The following is a 22,806-nucleotide window of genomic DNA, read 5'->3' as shown; positions in this document are numbered from 1 at the left end:
ATGCATTCATTTGTGTACTATTACCATAAAAATGAATTTGTGGTAAATTTGTAATTTCTACAATTGGTAAATAACCAAATGGATTTTTTAATTCATATTGTTTTTGTAATTGACTTTCTGGTTTAATTTTTGATTTTGTACTACCTAATAAAATTTCTTTATTACCATTAAATATTTCAACTTTTACTTTTTAATTTTCTATTGTTACTCATGTTAAACTACCATTATCACTTTGTTCATTCATAAAAAATAATTCTGCTGATTGTTCTTGTTCATTAAATTTAGCAACACGTGACATAAAACTTGGACTTGGTAAAATTAAACTTAATTCACCATTTTTAGTTAACATTCATATTAAAAAACATTTACCTAATAATGAATTTTGAATACCAAATTGATATAATTTTTCATTTCATTTATCTTTATCTTTTAATTTATTTAAAAAATTTAATAATTCTTTATTTTCACTTTTAAATAATAAACCTTTACCTAATCATAACATTGTACTTTTATTTGCAATAATTCTAGGTATATCTAATTCTCAAATATCTTCATGTATACTAAAATATTCTGTTGGACTATAATTCATATTATCACTCCTTATTATTAATAAAACTATATTGTTTACCAAATTCAAATTTAGTTTTATTAATTAATAATTCATTATTTATTTGTTCAATTAATCATTTCATATCATTCATTAATGCATAACAATCACTATCTCAAGTATCATCATATAAATCTAACATTTTAGGTTCATTATTTGAATTTTCTATTTTAGATTTAGATAATCATTGAATTAAACTATATTGTCTTTTAGTTTCTGGACAATTATTTCAATCATAACTTAATATATTTTTAATTAATCCAGTAGTAGTAAAATCAATTCTATCTTTTAAATACATTACTGATTTATCTACTGGTTCAAAATTTAATCAATTCATATTTCTTTTATTTTTTTCTACATTTAAAACATCAATAAATGCTTGACCACCATTACCATAATCAACATAACAAGTAAAACCTTTAAACATAGCAAAATATTTTTGTGCTTCAATTAAATAATAATCAATAATACTATTTGCTAATTCATAAGTATTTTTAAAATGCATTGCTGGTTGACCATTAATATTAGCATTACTATGATAAAATTCACTTACTTTATTTGCTCTTCTTCCATTATTATTTTCACCAATAAATCATAATGAAGCAGCAGTTGGATGACCACTACTACTTGTTGCCATACCAATATCTAAACCACCAGTTATTTTAGAAACTTGAAAATCTAATTTAGTTGATATTTTATCTAAATATCTTGCAAATATAGCACCTTGTAAAACACTAGGTACTCCATAATATCAACTTTGTGCTTTAATTGGATCTAATTCTTTTAATTCTTCTAAATCATTAATTTTATCTTGTTTTAAATTATGTTCATTTAATTTTCAATTTGAATAATGAAATAATTTAAACATTTGATTTTCTTATATTGATTTTATTTGTTCATTATTACATTTCATAATTTCTAAATTAAAAGGTACACGTTCATTCATATAAGTAATAAAATATTGATAAATATTATCTGGATTACAACTTCTAATTTTAATAGTTTTTTTAGCATTACCTAATGCAAATGTTATTGCTTGAAATTCTGCTTGACTAAATTCATTTGCTTCTTCACATCATTCAATTGCTAAATCAAAACCTTTTATTTCACTTCTAGAAAGCCCTTTTAAAGGTATTCTATCATTTGAATTTGAATATACACCCATTACTCTAATAAATGATTTACTAACTTTAAAACGAAAATCTGCTTGTTTATTTGGATATTTTAAAGTAAAAGCTTTATAATCAAAACCAATATTAATTAATGCTTCATCAATTTCTTTTGTTAATTCATTAATATCTTTATTTAATTTACGAAAACAATATATAGCAATTGATTTATTAACTTTAATTGAAATTGCTATTAATATTGCTAATTCTTCTGCAATACTATATGTTTTACTTGAATATCTACTACCACTTAAATGATATTCACTATAAGTAAAATCACTTTTATTTAATAATCAATAACTAATTTCATGTAAATAAGTAAATTCTTTATTCATAATATTATTCCTGTAATTCTTCTAATTTTTTAAAAATATAATCTCTACCCATACCCCACATTATTCTATTGTTATAAATATTAATTTCAGTTTGTTGGTTATTGTTATTATTTGCTATTCATAAACTACTTTTTACAACGCTTGTATCTAATTGATAATAAAAATTAATTATTTGTCAACTATAATTTTTATTATTTTCTTTAGTTGTATAATCACCATAACTTATATATATTCTATAATGTGTTTTATCTTTAAATATGCTGAATTATACTTGTAAGTGCAAGTAAATAAAATTGCAAAAAATTCTCATATAAAAATTTCATAATGCTAAATTTAGTTTAGAAAAAAGTAAGGAGTTTTTATATGAGTTATAAACATCTTGGCATAGATGAAAGGATTTATATTGAGAATCAATTGAAATTTAAATTTAAAATTAGTGAAATAGCTAAAAATCTTAATCGAAGTATTAGTACTATTATTCGAGAAATTAATAGAAATAAAGATAATAATCATTATTTTTCATTAATTGCACAAAATAAAGCTGAAAATCGAAAACAATCACATATTAGTTTTCATAAGTTTAAAAATAAGAATTTAGTAAAATATGTACAACAAAAATTACTATTAGGTTGATCACCTGAACAAATTTATGGCAGAATTAAAAATTTTCATAAAGAGTGAGTTATTAGTTTTAAAACAATTTATACTTGAATTTATTTTGGAATGCTTGATAAAGTTACTAGTAAAAATTTAAGAAGAAAAGGTAAAAAACGAAAATCTAAAGAAAATCGTGGCAAGTTTAATGGTAAATCAATTAAAGAACGAGATATAAATGTTAATGATCGTATAACACTTGGTCATTGAGAAGGAGATACTATAGTATCATCACGAGGTAAAAGCAAATCATGTTTAATAACTTTAGTTGAAAGAGTATCACGATTTACTTTAGCAATATTAGTTAAAAACAGAACTACTAAAGTTATTAATAAAAATGTCAGTTATTATTTATCAATTCTTCCTAAAAACATTGTTAAAACTATTACTTTTGATCGTGGCAAAGAATTTTCAAATTGACAACAACTTGAAAAAAATTGAGATGTAAAAATTTATTTTGCCAATCCATATTCACCTTGACAAAGAGGTACTAATGAAAATACTAATGGTTTAATTAGAGAAAAATTTCCTAAAAAATTTATTTTTTCAAAAACGAATAAAAATGAAGTTCATAAATTTATATTGTCTTTAAATCAAAGACCGAGAAAAATACTAAATTATCTTTCACCAATCGAATATTTGGATAGAAAAATAATTTAGTTGCACTTACCTTTACAATTTAGCAATTTTATCAATATGAGTACTATTTTTATTAAATCAAATCTTATTTAATCTTTTATATTCTTTATTATCTTTACTTAATGGATTAATAGTATTTCATATACCAATTGGTTTAATTGGTTTATCTAATTCAATAATAATTACCACCTACTTTCATGTTTTATAAAAATTAGAATTTCTTTTAATTTTTATATATTTTCTTGTATGTAAAGAATTTTTTAATAATTGTTTTCTTTCATATCTTCATTTATTACTTCCAATTTCATTTTTAGATAAAGTTTTATATTCTTTTAATTTAAAAAAACCTTTTTCTAATCTATTAATAAAATGTATAGTTTTTTGTACATTAATATTATTAGGATAAATAACACTAGTATCTTGTGAACCATAATATTTACCTTTTTTTGCTAATTCACTTTTAACATATTTTCTTAATTGACTTGGTAATCATTTTCTATTTCAAAATTTTCAAAATATTGTTCCAGCACCAGAACCATTTTTACCTTTTGCTTGTGTCATTAATATTCATATTTCTTGTGGAAATGTTGGATAAGTATATGGACCATATCATATTTGTCTTTTATCATTATCACTTTGAAATAATGTTGTTAAAGTTCCAATTTTTAAATTTTTATTATCAAAAATAAATCTTCCTTTTTTAAATCATGAACTTGATAATACTTCTCATGCATTTTCTGGTATTTCTTCTTCATTTTCTTTAAATAAATTATCAAATTTATTTACATAATTTTTAACAGTTCTAATTTCTGTTGGCATAATAGAATTTTTAAAACTATTTATTGGATTTTTAAATTTATTAATTTCATTTTGTAATATAGATAATTCACTTGGTTTTAATATACTTGTTAATTTTTTAAGTATATTTGGATTAAAAACACTATATGGTTTATGTATTTCTTTTTCACTAATATTTTCGTTATCAAATACTGCTTTTAATGATTGATTTTTATAATAAGTTTTTAAAGCATTTATTAATGCTAATTTAATATCATTAGTTGCTAAAGCATAATATATTCATTCAATAATTAAAGGTAACATTATAAACTCAAATGATTATAATCTCAAGTTAATGAAGCATTATCTAAAATTACATCACTCATATTAGTTCCATATTGACTACTTGTTTCACTATTAATAGTAAATCTATTATCATTAATTAATCTTGCATTTTCATTATTAAATGATGTTTCTTGCATTTCTTCAATATGATTAGTTGTTTCCATTGGTAGTAAATTATGTATAATTTCACTTGCACCAGCAACTATTGTAGGAACTGCATAAGTATTATTAAAATCATTATTAATACCCATAGCAACACCACTTGATATTAAACATCCACCAGTTGCCATATTTGCTATTTTACGTATATTTTCAAACTTGCTAGGTATTAATTCAGTAATAACAGCAAGTAAATTGGCAATACCATATGAATTTAAAGAGATATAAGTATCTCAATCCATTAAATGATTATCAGTGCTATTATTACTAAATAATAAATCATCTGGAAAAGGATTAATTGGTGTTGTATTTGGAAATGGATTAGGAGTTGGATTTGGATTAATATTTGTATTAGTAAATTTAGCATAATTTGCTAATCCTATTGTTCCTAAACCTAATAATATTTTTTTACTACTATTAATTAATTTAGTATTAGTATTTGGTCTTTGATTTAAATTTCAAATATCTAAACCTAATTTTACCAAATAATAAACTATTAATTGAACCTAATATTGGATTACCTATTACTTGACCATAATATGAACTTATACCTATCATTGCTGATAATGGACTAATTGAAGAACGAATTATCTTTAATAAAGTATAATTATTTGATTGTATATTCTCAGAAATTGGCATTTTTATTTTCTCCTTTTAATAATTGATTAGTTTTTTTAATTTGAATTCTAACTGTTCCTTGACAATTTATATTATTACCAACACATATAGCATAAGTATCATGTACATCACTTAGTATAAAATAATCATTTCTTAATTTAGGATATTCATCTAATAAAATTGCTCTAATATCATTACTTGTAGTTAAATCTTCTGGCTTTGGTGAATAAATAGTAATACGTGCTTTTTCATCAAAATATTTATAAATATATTCCATAATTATTTTTTAGAAAATTTTAATTCTATTTCTTCAATATAATCTTTATCATTACCAGTCATAGTAGCACTTGTTGATGTAATATTACTAAATGTTGCTTTACCTTTTTCATAACCATTATTACCAGCATTTATTATTGCAGTTTCTAATTCATCATTAGTAGGAGTAGTTCCAGCCATAGTTATTTTTCCTAAATTTTTAAAATAAATTAAATCATTTAAACTAATTCTAAAATCATCAAAATCAGCAATTTTAAATGTTACTGGTGATTTTTCTCTTTCTGCTGGAGTTAATTTAATTAAATTAGTTCAACAACGTTTTTGTGCTTCTTTAATTTCATCAGCAGTTGGCATTTTTTCCATAATAATAAATGATAATCAACCACGAATTGCTGTTGTTATACCATAAAGTGCTTTACCTAATGTTTTTTGATTTAATGTATTATTATCAATTAAATTAACAATTTTTTGAAAACTATTAGGTTGTGCAAATGCATTTCTATGTACAAAAACTCCTAATACTTTTTTTAAATCAAATGTTTTTTCTAAATGTAAACCAGTTTTAGTATCTTTAACCATATCTTTATTTAAAAACATATGTTTATATAAAAACATACCAAATACTGATTGTTTATATAATTGACCACTTGCTACAGTATCTGCTGCAATTTGACCATAATTTAATCTTAAATATGCTTTTGTTAATTGTAACATTGGAGTAAATCCTAATGTACCAATAAAATCACTTACATTTGTACCAATTTCAGTTTCAGTTATATTTCCTAATAATTCATTCATTTTATCTCCAATTTGATAAAATGCTGATTTTGCTGTATCTTCTGTCATTTCTAACATATTAATAGGAATTACTTGTGATTTAGCAATACAATAATCTTTAATACCTTGTAAAAAAATACATTCTTGTATGCTAAATTGTAAAGGTAAGTGCAACTAAATTATTTTTCTATCCAAATATTCGATTGGTGAAAGATAATTTAGTATTTTTCTCGGTCTTTGATTTAAAGACAATATAAATTTATGAACTTCATTTTTATTCGTTTTTGAAAAAATAAATTTTTTAGGAAATTTTTCTCTAATTAAACCATTAGTATTTTCATTAGTACCTCTTTGTCAAGGTGAATATGGATTGGCAAAATAAATTTTTACATCTAAATTTTTTTCAAGTTGTTGTCAATTTGAAAATTCTTTGCCACGATCAAAAGTAATAGTTTTAACAATGTTTTTAGGAAGAATTGATAAATAATAACTGACATTTTTATTAATAACTTTAGTAGTTCTGTTTTTAACTAATATTGCTAAAGTAAATCGTGATACTCTTTCAACTAAAGTTATTAAACATGATTTGCTTTTACCTCGTGATGATACTATAGTATCTCCTTCTCAATGACCAAGTGTTATACGATCATTAACATTTATATCTCGTTCTTTAATTGATTTACCATTAAACTTGCCACGATTTTCTTTAGATTTTCGTTTTTTACCTTTTCTTCTTAAATTTTTACTAATAACTTTATCAAGCATTCCAAAATAAATTCCAGTATAAATTGTTTTAAAACTAATAACTCACTCTTTATGAAAATTTTTAATTCTGCCATAAATTTGTTCAGGTGATCAACCTAATAGTAATTTTTGTTGTACATATTTTACTAAATTCTTATTTTTAAACTTATGAAAACTAATATGTGATTGTTTTCGATTTTCAGCTTTATTTTGCGCAATTAATGAAAAATAATGATTATTATCTTTATTTCTATTAATTTCTCGAATAATAGTACTAATACTTCGATTAAGATTTTTAGCTATTTCACTAATTTTAAATTTAAATTTCAATTGATTCTCAATATAAATCCTTTCATCTATGCCAAGATGTTTATAACTCATATAAAAACTCTTACTTTTTTCTAAACTAAATTTAGCATTATGAAATTTTTATATGAGAATTTTTTGCAATTTTATTTACTTGCACTTACCAGTATAATTCAGCGCACAAGCAAGTATATCAAAATATTTACTTTCTTTATCATTATCTAAATCTATAATTGTATATCTTTTAAAATAAGTTATTTCTACTTCTTTAGTATCTAAATAATTTATTTTTCTATCTGTTGTTAATATATCTTCATGTGTAATAACAATATTAAATTCTTTACATAATAATTTAAATTTATTAAAAATATCACTTAATAATCAATATTTATAATTACCATGAGTATTAAAACCATTTTTAGGTGTACTACCAATTTCTAATTGTAATTTAAGTATTTTTTTATATAAATTATTCATTATAATCACTCTTTCTATTTATTGCATTTTTAATTAAATTTCTTACAAAATTATTAATAGTAATTTCTTTTTTTACACAAAGTTTTTTTAATTCATAATGGTCACTTTTAGTAAGTCTAATAATAATTTGTTTAGTTATTAAATCTTCTGGTTTCTTTTTTGGAAATGCTACCATATTTATTCACTACTTTCTTTTTAACTTTTAATAATTCTTTTATAATCAATAATTACTTGTTCTAATTTGTTTACATCTTCATATATAAAATAATCATTACTAATTTTTAAATCCCCATCATTATCAATTTCAACTTCAAAATCTTCATATTTACTATTAAATTCTTCTTGTAATTCTTCAAATTTTTCTATTAATTTCATTGCATTTTGTAATTCTAATCTATTCATATTTATACTCCTTTAAAATTTTCTAATTGTAATTCATTAATATAATGTTCTTCTAAGTAATCTCAATTATCACTTGTTAAATACATATCTTCTTCAATCATGTCATTTATACATTTATTAAAATAATAACTATTATCTATTTCACTAATTCATATATATTTTTCATTATGTATATTACATTTCATTATTTTCACCCATTAATTTATAAAAACATTTATTACAAGTTCTATTTGCATATGATGAATTTTTATTACATATATCACAACTATGAGTTACTGGAATATTTAAATAAGATTTTCTATATTGATAATTTTCTTTTACTACTTTTGGACTTTGAGAATTAAGCATTAGTTTCAATTCCTTTCTTAATAAAATTATTTTTTTCTTGTAATTTTTCTCAAAAATTATTTTCAATTGGTAAACTTGCTTTTAATTTTTTTAATTTTAAAAGTAATTTATAACCTTTAATACTTTCTAATTTTTTATTATTTTTATTTTTTAAATCATATTCATAAATAGTAAAATCAAAACTTCTTTTAATACTTATTCTTATTTCATTTTTTTCTTTACTTCTATGAATAAATCTTTTATCAATTCATACACCAATAACATTAGAATTATTTTCATTTAATAATTTAATAAAACTGGCTTTACTAGTTTCATTAATAATTGCTATTTTTGGTAAAAAAATAGAAGTAAAATTAGTTTTAGTTTTTTCTAATAATTCTTGTATTTCTTTTTCTTCTAAATTTTGTTGAAAAATATTATCTTTATCAAAATCTAAAAGTAAATTAGTAATTTCTTCTTTTGATAAATCTTTTTTAATATTTTCTTTAAACATAAAATATATTCCTTTCTTTAATTTAAGTCTTATTTAAAAGAAGTCTTAAAAGAGAAAATTCTTTTCTCTTTCTTTTTGAAAAAGAGGGGGTGTGGGGGAGAAAAAACTTTTTCTTTCTCTTTTCTTAAATAGAACACACTAAAAATTACTATTGGAATATTCCAGCACAATAGCCTACATAATTTTTTATTTAGTTATGTAATAATTAATTACTTTAATAAAGTGCTGGTTTAATAAAATAATTAATTATAATTGTTTAACAATTAATAAATGAGAGTTTTATCTCTCATTTAAGTTCTTATTAAATCTAACTAAGGTTGCAATACGTCCAAAGAATTAAAAGCTGATTATCAAAATAATAAACTTACTAATTTTAAAGTTCTTTTAGAAATACCAAAAAAAGCAAATTTTAAAATAGCATCTTTAGAAAAACAAATTACTAATTTAGAAATTCAGCAATATGAATTACATGTTCAAATGCAAACATTACAACAAAAAAATAATGAATCAAATTTGAATCAAAGAAATATTAATAATCAAACAATAACTATCCAATTAAATAAACCAGAATTGACAAATAAAACATTAGTTAATAATTTAACAATGTCATTACAATTTTTAAGACCAACAAGTAATTTTAATTAAAATTAAGAAAGTTACTTAAAAGAATAAAAATAAATATTTTATTAAAATATTCATTAATTGTTAATAAGACAAATGATGATTTAGTAATTTAAGGAAATTTAATTGAAAATGTAGATTTTAAATAAAATATTAGTATATAAAATTGATAATAAAAATATTCAAAGTATAATATAAAAATTCTTAATTAAAAATTGATTGAAACTAATTATAGTTTTCAATCAATTTTTTTAATATTTCTTTAGAAACTTGTGGATTTGCTTGTCCTTTAGTTAGTTTCATTAATTGACCCATAAAAAATTTCATTGCTTTTTCTGGATTGACTTTATAAATAGTAATCATGTTTTCATTTGCTTTTAAAATTGTGATTAATATTTTTTCTAAATCATTACTATCACTTACTAAAGTAATACCTAATGTTCTAATAAGATCGGTAGGGCTTTTTTCACTATTAATCATAATTGCATTTAATAACTGTTTACTTTGTTTATCATTAATTTTTTGCTCATAAACCAGACTAACTAATTGTGATAGATTATTAGCAGTAAGTTCGCTGTTTTTAATAGTAGTGTTATTAGTATTACAATAAGCTTGCACAGGACCTACTAAATAATTAAAGGTAGGTAATGCTAAATTATTAATGGCAACTGTTTGTTCAAAAATAGTTAATATTTCTACTTTGTCAATTAATAAATTAATATCTTTTGTTGGTAGATTATATTGTTTTTTTAATCTTTCCATTATTTCTTTAGGCAATTCAGGAAGATTTTTAGCAATCATTTTGATTCATTTTTCATCTAGTTGAATTGGAAAAATATTTGGTTCAGGAAAATATTTATAATCAATTTTATTTTCTTTGCTACGCATGCTAACGGTTTTATTAGTTTTTTCATCAAATCTTCTAGTTTCAAGATTAATTTTTTGTTTTTTATTTAAAATATTAGTTTGACGATTAATTTCATCATTTATTGCTAAAGTAATATTATGTGTAGAATTTAAGTTTTTAATTTCAACTTTGGTACCTAAAATATCACTACCATGTGGTTTTACCGATATATTAATATCACATCGTAATGAGCCTTCATTCATTTTAGCATCACTAACTTGTAAATGAATTAATAATTGACGTAGAGTATTAATATATGCTACTACTTGTTCACTTGTGTTAAAAATTGGCTTAGTAACAATTTCCAATAAGGGAATTCCCGCTCGATTATAGTCTAATAATGTTTTTTTATTATTATGAATTTGTTTTGCTGTATCTTCTTCAATATGTAAGCGTTCAAAACTAACAATAAATTCTTCATTATTTACAACTATTGGTAATTCACCATTTGTGCCAATTGGATGAAAAAATTGTGTGATTTGATAACCTTTAGGTAAATCGGGATAAAAATAACTTTTTCGATCAAAACGTAAGAGTGGATCAATATTCATTTTTAAAGCAGTACATGTTTGAATTGCCATTATAATAACAGCTTGATTAACTGTTGGTAATGTTCCTGGATATCCGCAATCAATGGCATTAATTTGAGTATTTGGTTTTTGACCAAAAGTATTGGCGGCGTTGGAAAAACATTTAGTTTTAGTTTTTAATTCACAGTGGATTTCAATACCCATTACAACATCATATTTATTATTCATGATCATCACCTAGTAGTTTATTATTAAAATTAATTTTTTTACTTAAAAATGAAGCAATATTCAATATAACTTGATCATTGAAAGGTGCACCATTAATATTAAAACCAATCGGTAAACCATTAACAGTAGTTAATGGAATATTAATGCTTGGTCCACCATTTAAATTAGAAAGTAGTAGTAAGTCTTCTAAATAATCATGTTCACTTTTAATAACTTTTTTTTGTTCTAATACATCTTTAATTTTTGGAGCTGGATTAATATTTGGCATAATAATGAAAGCATCATATTTTTTAAAGATAGTATTTAAATGTTCAACAATTAATCTTCTTACTTTTTTAGCTTTGTTAAATAATTCTGCTTGATGATTTTCAGATAAAGCATATGCACCAATAATGTATCTGCGTTTTACCATATCACCGAAACCAAATGTTCGTGAATTTGTCATAACTTCTTGATAATTTTTACCATTTTTACGAACACCAAAATTAATACCAGTTAGATTTGCGTGGCAACTAGTTGCTTCAGCAAAAGAAATAATCATATAAACTGGTAATAAAGATTGTAATAATTCTTTATTAAATTCAATTTGTTGAACTTTTGCACCACCATCAGTTAAATGCTTTATTGCTTCATCAAAACTAGATTTAACTATATCATTTCACTGATAATCATTATAATTTAAAATAGCAATATTTTTACCTTCTATATTTTGATTTAAGTTTTGAGTATAATCTTTTTCTTTACTTTGAACACTAGTAAAGTCTTGTTCATCAAATAAAGCAATACTATCCAAGACAATGGCAATATCTTCGACATGATTAGTAAATATACCAACTGTGTCTAAACTTGGAGCATAAGGAAAAACACCATTTCTTGAAATTAAACCATATGTTGGTTTAAAACCAACAATACCACAATAAGCGGCAGGTTTACGTATTGAATCACCAGTATCTGTTCCTAAAGCAAATGGTACAATTCCAGCAGCGACTAAAGCTGCACTGCCACTAGAACTACCACCAGTGATATGTTTTAAATTCCAAGGGTTTAAGACATGACCAGTAGCTGCATATAAACCATCTCCACCCATTCCTAGTTCATCAAGAGCAGTTTTAGCTATATTAATGGCTTTATTATTTGTTAATAACATATTAACAGTACTGTCATAATTAGGAATAAAATTAGCAAGAATTTTTGATGAACCTGTTGTTAAGAAATTAATAGTAGCAATATTATCTTTCATTACAAATGGAATTGCTGCTAATAAATTATCATTAATTTCTTGTTCAGTAATTGATTTTGTTTGTTTAATGGCATTTTGTTCCAGTGAAGTAACAACAGCATTTAATTTTTTGAATTGTTCTAATCGTTTGTATACTAATTTAGTTAATTGATCTGGAGTAAGTATTTTTGTTTTTAATAATTCATGAAGTTGACGAATTGAAAGTTGGTGGTAATTAATTTTCATGATTAATCACCTGATTAATACTAATGTAATTATTTTCAACTTCTGGAGCAATATTTAAAACAGTTTTAGATGTTAAATGAGTTCCAACATTATCGGAACGTAATAAATTATTAATAATAGGAAATGGGTAATTTAAAGGTTCAATATCATTTGTATTAATATTTGTCACAATTTCCATTTGTTTTTCAATAGCTTTAAATTCTAGTAAAAGATTTTCACATTGTTCTTCGCTTAAATTGAACATAAGTTCGTTAGCAAATTCATGTAGCATTTTTGTTGTCATTTTCTTTTCAATTTTATCCATTTTTTGCTACCTCTTTCAATAAATTTTGTAATTGCTCTTCATTAATAATTTTAACATTAAGTTTGCGTGCTTGTGCTAATTTATTTCCTGGATTTTCTCCAACAATTAAATAAGAAGTATTATTACTAATAGTATTGGTAATTTTAGCACCATAGTTATTTAATAATTGAATGAATTCGTTACGACTTTTAGTTAAAGTTCCTGTTAAGACAAAAGTTTTACCATTCAATACTTGTGATTGGTTTGTTTGTAAATAATTAAAGTTAAGTTTAAAGTTTTGCAAGTTAGTAATTAGTTGTTGATTAGTAGGATTAAGGAAATAATCAATAACACTAGTAGCAATTGTTGGACCAATTTCATTAGTATTAGCTAGATCATCAAAGGTTGCTTCCATTAAGTTATTTAAAGTTAAATATTTTTTTGCAAGAATAATTGCTGTTTTTTGGCCAACATGGCGAATTCCCAAACCGAATAAAAGTCTTTCTAAGGAATTTTGTTTTGATAGAATAATTGAATTAGCAAGATTAGTGAAAGATTTTTCACCAAAACGTGGTAATGATAGTATTTCTTTTCGTAAATTAACTAAATTGTAAATATCACTAATAGTTTTAATTCATTTTAAATCTAAAAAACGTAATAATATTTTTTCATTTAAACCAATAATATCCATAGCATTTCTTGAACAGAAGTGCATTAATGATTTAAGAATTCGTGATGGACAATCACTATTAATGCAAAATTGATCAACTTCTGGCGGAACTTGTTCCAATTTTGTTTTACACACTGGACAATGGATAGCTTTTTTAAAAATAATATTGTTTATTTGACGATTACTAATAATTGGGGCAATTACTTCTGGAATAATATCACCCGCTTTTTTAACACTTACTAAATCATTAATACGTAAATCACGATTCATAATATAATCACCATTATGAAGTGTGGCAAAAGTAACGGTAGTACCAGCAATTATCACTGGTTGTAATCTAGCATTATAGGTTATTTTTCCTGTTCTACCAACAGTTGGAAATACATCTAAAAGCTTAGTAACACTAGTAACAGCAGGAAATTTATAAGCTATTGCTCATTTTGGTGCCTTATTAGTTCTTCCTAACATATCATAACTGGTTAGATCATTAATTTTAATGACAATACCATCAATTTCATATGGTAATGTATTTCTTAACTTTTCATATTTTTGAATATAAGTTCATACTTCTTCAATATTTTTGCATAACTGTCATTGTTCATTAATTTTGAAACCATATTTTTGTAAGGTAAATAATGCTTGTTCATGGGTTTTAATATTATCATTAGTAGCATTAATATAATAGTAAAGAAAACCATCTAATTTTCTTGAATTAACAATATTAATATCAAGTTGGCGAATAGTACCGGCTGCAGCATTGCGAGGATTAGCAAAGAGTGGTAAGTTTTGTTGTTGTTGTTTTTCATTAATGCGATTAAATTCTTCTTTACTTAAATATATTTCTCCTCTTACTTCTAATTTAGAATTAATTGGTATTGTTTTTGGTATTGTTTTAATTGTCAAAATATTATTGGTAATGTCTTCACCAGCAATACCATCACCTCTGGTAGCAGCAGTTTTTATTTTTCCTTTTTCATAAGTTATAGAAATTGATAGACCATCAATTTTTAGCTCACAAACATATTCAATGTTATTTTCTGATAATGTTTTTTTAATTTGTTGATCAAATTTTAGTAAATCTTCATAGTTAAAGGCATTACCCAAACTTAGCATTGGTTGTTGGTGAAAAATTTTTGTTCAAGAATTAAGTGGTTTATTACCAACAGTTTTAGTTGGAGAATCATTACTATTAAATTGGGGATATTGTTCTTCTAATTTTATTAATCTATGATAGGCGCTATCATAAAGTTCGTCACTAACAGTAGGTTTATCTAAAACATGATATTCATAATTTCATTGTTTAATTTGGTTTCTTAATTGTATTATTTCATTTTTAATATCATTATTTTTGTTACTCATATTACTTTCTCCCCTAATTGGTTTGTTAATAAGACATAATTAATTATAAATGAATTATTACTTTAATTGTAATATTGTTTTATAAAAGTATAATTTAGTAATGTAAATAAAATAAATAAATAATAATATACATTTTTTAAAAAAAATGATTATAATAAAATTAGTATTAAAAAATAATGGCTAATTAAGTATTTAGTTTTTAAACTCCTGTTAAGTTTATTTTAACTTAAATTTTTTTTATATATAACTAGACACATTTTTTAATATTAACTTTTGATAAGTTTTAATTATAGTATTAAAACTAAAAATAATTACTTTAATTTTATATGAGTTAGGAGTAAGTTATGAAAGATACATATGCATCTGTTCGTTTAGCACAAAAGCCAGAAAATGCTTTTGCTTGTCATCGATGTGGTAGGGTTATTTTAATTGCCGAATTTTTAGAAGCAAAAAATATTCAATTGAATTGTAATCGATGTGGTTTTAAAAAGCATGTTGAAAAAATTAAAATAGAAAAAAAAGCAGAAATTGAAAAAACTAGAATTGCTGCTATTTCTTCGAAAAATTCTTCTAAAAAATAATTTAGATTAGATTAATATTAATAATATTATAAAAAAAGAACTCAATTGAGTTCTTTTTTACTTATTTTTTAGTTTTTTCATTTAAATACTCTTGATAATTGTTATTTACTTGTTCTCAATTGATAACTTTTAATAATGCTTGTAAGTATTTCTCTTGTTCGTTTTTATATTGTAGATAATGTGCATGTTCTCATACATCAATAGCGATCAATGGATACATATTCAAGAATCATGGATTGTCTTGATTAAAAGTTTTGCATAGTATTAATGTACCATTATTGTCAATTACTAATCATGCTCAACCACTTCCAAAAATATCTATGGCAGTTTTTGTTAAAGCAGCTTCAAATTTTTCATAAGATTCAAAGCGATTAATTATTGCTTTACCAATAGCTGATTTTTCATTAAAACCTTTATTTTTCCCCAATAGTGAAAAGAAAAGATTATGATTAATTACTCCCCCACCAAATTGTCGAATGCTACTTTGTAATTTTTTTACATTACAAGTTTCTTTATCCTCACATATATCTTCTAATTTACAATAATTACTTAATAAACGATTTAGTTCCCCTTTAGTTTCAAGATTATAATCAGAAAAAACTTTCGGATGTTTATCCATCACTAATTTTAAAGAAGTTAAATATTTCTTATGAAGTTCTTCATAATGATGTTTCATTGTTTCTTGTGAAATATAAGGTTCTAAAGCATCATAATTATATGGTAAATCGATAATATTAATCTTGTATTTAGGCATTCTTTTCTATCCTCCTTTTCTTTTTAAACTCTTCACATATAAATATTGCATTACATTATAATAAATTAATGTAAAATTACAAGTTTATTATATTACAAGATTTCTCACTATATGTTATACTAAAAATTAATATTAAATACTAATTTTACTAACAAAGGGTGAAAGTTTTCGTGCAGTACTTATACATGTTTAATAAAAAATCTAATCAAATTAATGTTTCTCACAAAAATGATATCATACGTAGAATTAATGTAAACCAAACTGATAACATTAATAGTAATAATTTAGAAAAAAATGAACCAAAACAGTCATTTATTGATAAATTTACTTCAAAATCACTTAGTTGTGATGACACCAATAACTTTAATTTCAAAACAGCCAGTTGAACTCTAACAATAATTTATCTTATATCTTTTATTATAATTCCAATTCTTTATAGTTTAATCAAAACTTATGCTGTAAAAGATACTAGTCAAAGTTCATTTCTTAGTCTTTTTATTTTTAGTTTATTGCCAATTTTTGGGTTAGTTGTTTCACTTGGTATTGATTGAGAAACTATGATTAAAAAAGGTGGGTGGGCTGCTTATAGTCATAGTGTGTTTGGTTTTATTAGTGTAGTATTTGTTCTTTTATTTTTTATTGCAACAAAAGTTATTAGTGGTAAAGATGATGATGTAACTTCGCTTGCTACTACATTTTTAATTCAACAGTTATTTCAAATGTTAGGATCAATTTTAGTATTAATATTTTGTAGATCATTACGTGAGAGAATTATTACTACTTTAAAAGAAGCAAAATTAGATTTAATAACTTGAGTTACCATTTTTGCTGTTATTGGTACTATTTTAAATATTATTTTCAACATAATTCCTAAATTTAGTGAATTTAATATGTTAACAAGTAATAATACTTCAAAAAATCAAGATGTTTTAAACTTATTAATGAATAGTCCATATGGCATTTTTGTTTTAGTTCTTAGTACTATTTTTATTGCTCCAATTAATGAAGAAATATCATATCGTCATGGTACTTTTACCATTGTTCGTTATCGTTGGTTAGCATATGCTGCTTCGTTAATTTATTTCCCATCAATGCATGTTATGGATAGTGGTGATTGAAATAATATGGTTGGTTATTTAGGATTTAGTATTATATTACCCTTATTATTTATAATGACACGCGGTAATACTACATATACTATTGGTTTACATGCTTTTTCTAATCTAATTGCAACTATTTCTGGTTTTATTAATAAAAATTAAAAGGAGAAATTATGACTACCCTAACAATTACTGCCAATGATGCTGATCAAACTTTAATTAATTATTTAAAAAAAGTATTTAAAACACTACCACTCTCAAAAATTTATCGTTTATTTAGAACAAAAAAAATCAGAGTTAATAATAAAACTACTACTGATTTTAAATATCGCTTACAAGAAAATGATTTAGTAGTCATTTATGAAAGTAATTTAGTTGTTAACTATAAACCAGAAAAAATTACTAAAGAAGCACCAATTGAATTGTTTTATGAAGATGATAATTTTTTAATTTTTAATAAAGATCATAATATTGTTGTCCATCAACCATATGGTTCTTGCTTAGATAACATGGTAAAATATTATTTACAACAAAAATACCCGAAGAAGAAACGTGAGCAAACATTTAATATTAGTCATCAGTATCGTTTAGATAAACTAACTAAGGGTTTAATTATTTATCCAAAAAATAAAATGACACAAAACGCACTTCATAATGCTACCAAAAATGGTTAAATTATTAAAAAATATTTGGCTATTTGTTCTGGCCAATTAACTAAAAATTTAAATATTTCTGGTTATATTACTCATGATGAGTTAACAATGAAGATGAAATTTTCAATTGAACCAAGTGAACAAAGTAAAAGTTGTAGCACCATCTTTACACCAATATTTAATACTAAAGACTTTACTTTAGTTGAGTGTCAATTAGTTACTGGTAGAAAACATCAAATTCGTAGTACTTTACAATTTTTAAATTTACCAATTGTTGGTGACACTAAGTATGGGTCAACAATAGTTACTCCTAATAAAATTGCATTATTTGCTTATTATTTGTCATTTAATGATTTAGAAGAACCATTTACTTATTTGAATGATCAAAATTTTATAATAAAAGATTTAAAAACAGATTTCATTAAACAGATTAAAAAAGAAAAATTATAAAATTAATCTATACTAATATATAGATTACATTTTTATTTTTTTGCTATTTTTTTATTTTTAATAGTGATTAATAATATTGAACTTTTAATTTTGGGTTGTTAACATATTTAAGTAAAAAACAAAATTAATTTTATTTATATAGATTGGGTGAAGTAATGACAACTAAAAAAGGTATTTTTAATACAATTGTTGGTGTTATCATGACAATTGTTATCTCTATTTTACAGTTAACTTTTCTTTATGTTACTGGTTTAGCATACGGTGAAAAAATTAATGGTTTAATTCGTGTTATTATTTCTTTTTTGACTTACTTTAGTTTGACAGAAGGAGGACTTGGTTTAATTACCATTTTTTCTTTATATCGTCCTTTACAAAATGATGATTATGAAACCGTCAACGATATTATTAATACGACAAGAAAAAATTATCATCATTCAGGAAGAATATATTTAATTATTCTTGTCAGTGCTGGTTTTATTTTAGGATTAGCTAGTGTTCATTTACCAGAAATTGGTTTAGATATGGAAATTCCTTTTTGACAAGTAGCACTTATTATTATTTCTTTAGGATCACGTGAATTAATCTTTTTTTATTTTAGTGGTGCTTATCAAAATTTAATTCAAGCTGATCAAAAAGGTTATTTAAATCGTTTAATTTTTATTTTTTCAGAGATTATTATGTATATTTTACTAATGACGTTATTAGTTATTAGAAAATCTGATGGTAAACCAATAGATATGTATATTCCTTTTTTTGCTTATTTTGTTTGTGGTGTATTAAAAGCATTTGTTACTTTTATCGTTATTAAAATTGAATATCCATGATTACAACATAAAAAATGAACACAACAAAAAAGGATGCTAAAACAATCATGATGAGTAGCCCTGAATCGTTTACCTGACATGATTATTTCTAACATTGATATTATTTTAATTACTTTATTTTTATCACTGACAACAACATCCATTTACACTATTTATATTATTATTGCCACAACAATGCGCTCAATTGCTTTAATTTTAATTAGTTCTTTTCGCGAAGTTTTTGGATATTGAATTGCCAAAAGTGGACGAATTAGATGAACTGTGTATACTAAATTTGAGTTATATGCTTATATGATTGCTGGTTTTTTATTTATTAATCAATTTATTATTACTCAATATTTAGTGTCTGCTTTAAGTATTACAAATATTAATAATTCTGATGGTAATTTTGATTCTTCAAAAAATCTTTTTATTAATTTATTTTTGTCACAACCATGATTTATTTTACTTTTATCTTTAAAAAATACAATTCAAGTGGCAACCGAACCAGGAAAAGTTATTGTAAATGCTACTGTAAAACACAAAGAAACAATTTGAGGTTCATATATTCAATCAATAATAAATCTTGTTTTAGGTGTTATTTTGGGTTGAATACTATCAAATTTAGGTTGAAAACATCAAAGTTATCAATATTTATCATTAAGTTTATATATGATTCTTTTATCAAGTTGTATTGGTTGAGTTTATCGTTTAATTTCAATCTGAGTTTATGTTTGAAAACATTTGACGTATAATAGTGATTTACGTTTTATTATTCAAAATACTTTAGTGTTAATTATTCCAATTTTAGCAGTAACATTATTTGGATGTCTTTATTTCTTTGATAAATATCCACCAACATATAATTTCACAGATTATAGTTTTGTATTACGAGTTATCGGTTATTCATTATTATATTCATCAATTTTAATTTTTGGTTTAGCAATGACTATTAATTTTCGTCAGTTTTGATCAATTTTTAATTTTAAGAAATTCTTTACTAATTTATTTTCACGTAAACGTAAGCAAAAAGCATTTATGAATCAAGAAGTACAAGAATTTTTTAAAGATAGTAATAAACCTAAAAATAACTTTACTAATAAAACATTTGATTGAACTGCTACTTATCAAAGTACCAATATGAACGTTGATGACTTTATTGAACAAGAGTTGTTACGAAGAAAAAAAGAAGTAGATATTAAAAGCGAAACAAAAGAATCTGAAAATTCTTCTATTCGCGTTGGTATTTATAAAATTAGAGGTTAGTTTATTTAAGGAGTGAATTACATGTTATTAAATGAAGAATGATTTGCAGAAAATATTGTTGAAGAAAAATATTTAGAATTATTAAAGCGTAATTATCCTCAACATCAACTTAAAGATTTATTATTATTAAACATTGATTTACGTTTATTGTATTTAAAACATATTTTAATGATTGAAAATTCTTTAAAAAATGCTTTATTACATCAACTTTTTAATGATAATGTTCAAAATTTAGATAATGCTACTTTTCTTAATCCAGAACACCTAGCTCAAATGAAAACAGCTTTACGTTTGATTCGTGCTGGTTATAATAAATATAATAGAAGTGGTGTTTTAAAATCACGAACAATACGCAGTTTAATAGAAGTTATGTCATTTGAATGAACAATGAAATTATTACAAACTTTAAATGATAAAAGTATCGCTAAGATTGCTCATTATTTTGGTATCAAAGAATTTAATGATAGTAAAATTTTATTAGAACAGTTAGAGTATATTAAAGATGTTCGTAATTATTTATCACATAATTTTAAAGTATTAGCAATTCAATTTAAGTATAAAGAACGGTTCGCTTATTATGAACAAACTTTAAATGCCAATAATGATCATCATTATTTGCACTTATTAATTACTCGTTTTTCTAGTAAAAACCAATTACTAGTGCCATTTAATGTTGATTATGAAAATTTATTTAATAGTTATGATGTTAAAATTCATGATTGCGTTAAGGAAGATAATCAAAGTATAATCCATACTTAGTATAGAAAAATTATTAAATTTTAGTAGATTTAATTTAATAAGTATATTATAATTATATCAATTAATTACTAGTGTAAAATAAACCATTGTCATTTTTAAATGACAATGGTTTATTTTATTTAGAATTAATGAAACTTGAAGAAAGTAGGAAAAAAATGAAATCAGAGTATAATGAAAAAAAGATTTAAATGCTGAATTATACTTGTAAGTGCAAGTAAATAAAATTGCAAAAAATTCTCATATAAAAATTTCATAATGCTAAATTTAGTTTAGAAAAAAGTAAGGAGTTTTTATATGAGTTATAAACATCTTGGCATAGATGAAAGGATTTATATTGAGAATCAATTGAAATTTAAATTTAAAATTAGTGAAATAGCTAAAAATCTTAATCGAAGTATTAGTACTATTATTCGAGAAATTAATAGAAATAAAGATAATAATCATTATTTTTCATTAATTGCACAAAATAAAGCTGAAAATCGAAAACAATCACATATTAGTTTTCATAAGTTTAAAAATAAGAATTTAGTAAAATATGTACAACAAAAATTACTATTAGGTTGATAACCTGAACAAATTTATGGCAGAATTAAAAATTTTCATAAAGAGTGAGTTATTAGTTTTAAAACAATTTATACTTGAATTTATTTTGGAATGCTTGATAAAGTTACTAGTAAAAATTTAAGAAGAAAAGGTAAAAAACGAAAATCTAAAGAAAATCGTTGCAAGTTTAATGGTAAATCAATTAAAGAACGAGATATAAATGTTAATGATCGTATAACACTTGGTCATTGAGAAGGAGATACTATAGTATCATCACGAGGTAAAAGCAAATCATGTTTAATAACTTTAGTTGAAAGAGTATCACGATTTACTTTAGCAATATTAGTTAAAAACAGAACTACTAAAGTTATTAATAAAAATGTCAGTTATTATTTATCAATTCTTCCTAAAAACATTGTTAAAACTATTACTTTTGATCGTGGCAAAGAATTTTCAAATTGACAACAACTTGAAAAAAATTTAGATGTAAAAATTTATTTTGCCAATCCATATTCACCTTGACAAAGAGGTACTAATGAAAATACTAATGGTTTAATTAGAGAAAAATTTCCTAAAAAATTTATTTTTTCAAAAACTAATAAAAATGAAGTTCATAAATTTATATTGTCTTTAAATCAAAGACCGAGAAAAATACTAAATTATCTTTCACCAATCGAATATTTGGATAGAAAAATAATTTAGTTGCAC

The 22,806-nt window shown here is 23.1% G+C and carries 29 protein-coding genes and 1 pseudogene; 9 read left to right on the top strand and 21 right to left on the bottom strand.

Annotated features, from left to right (window positions below; genetic code table 4):
* Nucleotides 1-190 precede the first annotated feature (190 nt).
* Genes AAHM79_RS06360 through AAHM79_RS06350 form a run of 3 tightly spaced genes read right to left on the bottom strand, consistent with a single transcriptional unit; the run spans nt 191 to nt 2,111 of the window.
* Nucleotides 191-589: a hypothetical protein gene (locus tag AAHM79_RS06360; protein ID WP_342257410.1), complete on the bottom strand. Its 399-nt coding sequence runs from the start codon at nt 587-589 to the stop codon at nt 191-193.
* Between the two features lies 1 nt (nt 590).
* Nucleotides 591-1,475 (bottom strand): hypothetical protein, encoded by an 885-nt coding sequence (locus tag AAHM79_RS06355; protein WP_342257409.1) that lies wholly within the window; start codon nt 1,473-1,475, stop codon nt 591-593.
* Nucleotides 1,476-1,484: 9 nt separating this feature from the next.
* Nucleotides 1,485-2,111: a hypothetical protein gene (locus tag AAHM79_RS06350; RefSeq protein WP_342257408.1), complete on the bottom strand. Its 627-nt coding sequence runs from the start codon at nt 2,109-2,111 to the stop codon at nt 1,485-1,487.
* A gap of 363 nt (nt 2,112-2,474) precedes the next feature.
* On the opposite strand from AAHM79_RS06350, the gene AAHM79_RS06345 reads away from it, so the two are divergent.
* Entirely contained in the window at nt 2,475-3,425 is a 951-nt protein-coding gene (locus tag AAHM79_RS06345) for an IS30 family transposase (protein ID WP_342257407.1), read from the top strand.
* A 12-nt stretch (nt 3,426-3,437) separates the two neighbouring features.
* Here the strand turns inward: AAHM79_RS06345 and AAHM79_RS06340 are convergent, their stop codons facing one another.
* From AAHM79_RS06340 to AAHM79_RS06280, 13 genes are all read right to left on the bottom strand, one after another.
* The gene (locus AAHM79_RS06340) at nt 3,438-3,593 is read right to left on the bottom strand and encodes a hypothetical protein (protein WP_342257406.1); all 156 of its coding nucleotides are present in this window, start codon (nt 3,591-3,593) and stop codon (nt 3,438-3,440) included.
* Nucleotides 3,594-4,505, bottom strand: a complete 912-nt coding sequence (locus tag AAHM79_RS06335) for a hypothetical protein (protein WP_342257405.1) — start codon at nt 4,503-4,505, stop codon at nt 3,594-3,596.
* Nucleotides 4,505-5,170, bottom strand: a complete 666-nt coding sequence (locus AAHM79_RS06330) for a hypothetical protein (protein ID WP_342257404.1) — start codon at nt 5,168-5,170, stop codon at nt 4,505-4,507. Before AAHM79_RS06330 ends, AAHM79_RS06335 begins: the two co-directional genes overlap by 1 nt.
* Nucleotides 5,118-5,324 (bottom strand): hypothetical protein, encoded by a 207-nt coding sequence (locus tag AAHM79_RS06325; protein WP_342257403.1) that lies wholly within the window; start codon nt 5,322-5,324, stop codon nt 5,118-5,120. Before AAHM79_RS06325 ends, AAHM79_RS06330 begins: the two co-directional genes overlap by 53 nt.
* Nucleotides 5,293-5,580, bottom strand: coding sequence for a hypothetical protein (locus AAHM79_RS06320; RefSeq protein WP_342257402.1), 288 nt, complete (start codon nt 5,578-5,580; stop codon nt 5,293-5,295). The genes AAHM79_RS06325 and AAHM79_RS06320 overlap by 32 nt, the downstream gene beginning before the upstream one ends.
* 2 nt (nt 5,581-5,582) lie before the next feature.
* The gene (locus AAHM79_RS06315) at nt 5,583-6,434 is read right to left on the bottom strand and encodes a hypothetical protein (RefSeq protein ID WP_342257401.1); all 852 of its coding nucleotides are present in this window, start codon (nt 6,432-6,434) and stop codon (nt 5,583-5,585) included.
* A 96-nt stretch (nt 6,435-6,530) separates the two neighbouring features.
* Nucleotides 6,531-7,481, bottom strand: coding sequence for an IS30 family transposase (locus AAHM79_RS06310; protein ID WP_342257400.1), 951 nt, complete (start codon nt 7,479-7,481; stop codon nt 6,531-6,533).
* 75 nt (nt 7,482-7,556) lie between these two features.
* Entirely contained in the window at nt 7,557-7,883 is a 327-nt protein-coding gene (locus AAHM79_RS06305) for an ERF family protein (protein ID WP_342257399.1), read from the bottom strand.
* Nucleotides 7,876-8,058 carry a hypothetical protein gene (locus tag AAHM79_RS06300; RefSeq protein ID WP_342257398.1) on the bottom strand — a complete coding sequence of 61 codons (183 nt, stop codon included), beginning with the start codon at nt 8,056-8,058 and terminating at the stop codon, nt 7,876-7,878. Before AAHM79_RS06300 ends, AAHM79_RS06305 begins: the two co-directional genes overlap by 8 nt.
* A 20-nt stretch (nt 8,059-8,078) precedes the next feature.
* Nucleotides 8,079-8,285: a hypothetical protein gene (locus AAHM79_RS06295; RefSeq protein ID WP_342257397.1), complete on the bottom strand. Its 207-nt coding sequence runs from the start codon at nt 8,283-8,285 to the stop codon at nt 8,079-8,081.
* 2 nt (nt 8,286-8,287) lie between these two features.
* Nucleotides 8,288-8,470 (bottom strand): hypothetical protein, encoded by a 183-nt coding sequence (locus AAHM79_RS06290; protein WP_342257396.1) that lies wholly within the window; start codon nt 8,468-8,470, stop codon nt 8,288-8,290.
* The gene (locus tag AAHM79_RS06285; RefSeq protein WP_342257395.1) at nt 8,460-8,633 is read right to left on the bottom strand and encodes a hypothetical protein; all 174 of its coding nucleotides are present in this window, start codon (nt 8,631-8,633) and stop codon (nt 8,460-8,462) included. The genes AAHM79_RS06290 and AAHM79_RS06285 overlap by 11 nt, the downstream gene beginning before the upstream one ends.
* Nucleotides 8,626-9,126 (bottom strand): hypothetical protein, encoded by a 501-nt coding sequence (locus AAHM79_RS06280; protein ID WP_342257394.1) that lies wholly within the window; start codon nt 9,124-9,126, stop codon nt 8,626-8,628. Before AAHM79_RS06280 ends, AAHM79_RS06285 begins: the two co-directional genes overlap by 8 nt.
* A gap of 477 nt (nt 9,127-9,603) precedes the next feature.
* Here AAHM79_RS06280 and AAHM79_RS06275 point away from each other — a divergent pair, with 477 nt between their 5' ends.
* A complete protein-coding gene (locus AAHM79_RS06275) occupies nt 9,604-9,771 on the top strand; it encodes a hypothetical protein (protein ID WP_342257393.1) in 168 nt (55 codons plus the stop codon).
* A 201-nt stretch (nt 9,772-9,972) separates the two neighbouring features.
* Here AAHM79_RS06275 and gatB read toward each other — a convergent pair whose 3' ends face one another.
* The 4 genes from gatB to ligA are packed head-to-tail and all read right to left on the bottom strand — an operon-like array spanning nt 9,973 to nt 15,189.
* Nucleotides 9,973-11,412 carry an Asp-tRNA(Asn)/Glu-tRNA(Gln) amidotransferase subunit GatB gene (gatB, locus tag AAHM79_RS06270; RefSeq protein WP_338959774.1) on the bottom strand — a complete coding sequence of 480 codons (1,440 nt, stop codon included), beginning with the start codon at nt 11,410-11,412 and terminating at the stop codon, nt 9,973-9,975.
* Entirely contained in the window at nt 11,405-12,877 is a 1,473-nt protein-coding gene (locus AAHM79_RS06265) for an amidase family protein (protein ID WP_342257392.1), read from the bottom strand. The genes gatB and AAHM79_RS06265 overlap by 8 nt, the downstream gene beginning before the upstream one ends.
* Nucleotides 12,867-13,181 (bottom strand): Asp-tRNA(Asn)/Glu-tRNA(Gln) amidotransferase subunit GatC, encoded by a 315-nt coding sequence (gene gatC, locus AAHM79_RS06260; RefSeq protein WP_338959780.1) that lies wholly within the window; start codon nt 13,179-13,181, stop codon nt 12,867-12,869. The genes AAHM79_RS06265 and gatC overlap by 11 nt, the downstream gene beginning before the upstream one ends.
* A complete protein-coding gene (gene ligA, locus AAHM79_RS06255) occupies nt 13,174-15,189 on the bottom strand; it encodes an NAD-dependent DNA ligase LigA (RefSeq protein ID WP_342257391.1) in 2,016 nt (671 codons plus the stop codon). The genes gatC and ligA overlap by 8 nt, the downstream gene beginning before the upstream one ends.
* A gap of 344 nt (nt 15,190-15,533) precedes the next feature.
* Between ligA and AAHM79_RS06250 the strand changes: the two genes are divergently transcribed.
* The gene (locus AAHM79_RS06250; RefSeq protein ID WP_252319187.1) at nt 15,534-15,770 is read left to right on the top strand and encodes a hypothetical protein; all 237 of its coding nucleotides are present in this window, start codon (nt 15,534-15,536) and stop codon (nt 15,768-15,770) included.
* A 61-nt stretch (nt 15,771-15,831) separates the two neighbouring features.
* On the opposite strand, the gene AAHM79_RS06245 is transcribed toward AAHM79_RS06250, so the two are convergent.
* Nucleotides 15,832-16,524: a superoxide dismutase gene (locus tag AAHM79_RS06245; RefSeq protein ID WP_342257390.1), complete on the bottom strand. Its 693-nt coding sequence runs from the start codon at nt 16,522-16,524 to the stop codon at nt 15,832-15,834.
* A gap of 185 nt (nt 16,525-16,709) precedes the next feature.
* Here AAHM79_RS06245 and AAHM79_RS06240 point away from each other — a divergent pair, with 185 nt between their 5' ends.
* From AAHM79_RS06240 to AAHM79_RS06215, 6 genes and pseudogenes are all read left to right on the top strand, one after another.
* Nucleotides 16,710-17,786 carry a type II CAAX endopeptidase family protein gene (locus tag AAHM79_RS06240; RefSeq protein ID WP_342257389.1) on the top strand — a complete coding sequence of 359 codons (1,077 nt, stop codon included), beginning with the start codon at nt 16,710-16,712 and terminating at the stop codon, nt 17,784-17,786.
* A gap of 11 nt (nt 17,787-17,797) precedes the next feature.
* Nucleotides 17,798-18,727, top strand: a pseudogene (locus AAHM79_RS06235) (pseudouridine synthase).
* 155 nt (nt 18,728-18,882) lie between these two features.
* Complete coding sequence (locus tag AAHM79_RS06230) at nt 18,883-20,796, top strand: hypothetical protein (RefSeq protein ID WP_342257388.1); 1,914 nt, start codon at nt 18,883-18,885, stop codon at nt 20,794-20,796.
* A 21-nt stretch (nt 20,797-20,817) separates the two neighbouring features.
* Nucleotides 20,818-21,555 (top strand): Abi family protein, encoded by a 738-nt coding sequence (locus tag AAHM79_RS06225; RefSeq protein ID WP_338979482.1) that lies wholly within the window; start codon nt 20,818-20,820, stop codon nt 21,553-21,555.
* Nucleotides 21,556-21,849: 294 nt separating this feature from the next.
* Nucleotides 21,850-22,122, top strand: coding sequence for a helix-turn-helix domain-containing protein (locus tag AAHM79_RS06220; protein ID WP_342257387.1), 273 nt, complete (start codon nt 21,850-21,852; stop codon nt 22,120-22,122).
* Between the two features lie 9 nt (nt 22,123-22,131).
* The gene (locus AAHM79_RS06215) at nt 22,132-22,800 is read left to right on the top strand and encodes an IS30 family transposase (RefSeq protein WP_342258232.1); all 669 of its coding nucleotides are present in this window, start codon (nt 22,132-22,134) and stop codon (nt 22,798-22,800) included.
* The last annotated feature ends 6 nt before the right edge of the window (nt 22,801-22,806 follow it).

Origin of the sequence: Spiroplasma endosymbiont of Nomada ruficornis, from assembly GCF_964030795.1 — a bacterium.
In the GTDB taxonomy this organism is placed as follows: Bacteria; Bacillota_I; Bacilli_A; order Mycoplasmatales; family VBWQ01; genus Spiroplasma_E; species Spiroplasma_E ixodetis_A.
This window is presented reverse-complemented; position numbering and strand designations above follow the sequence as displayed.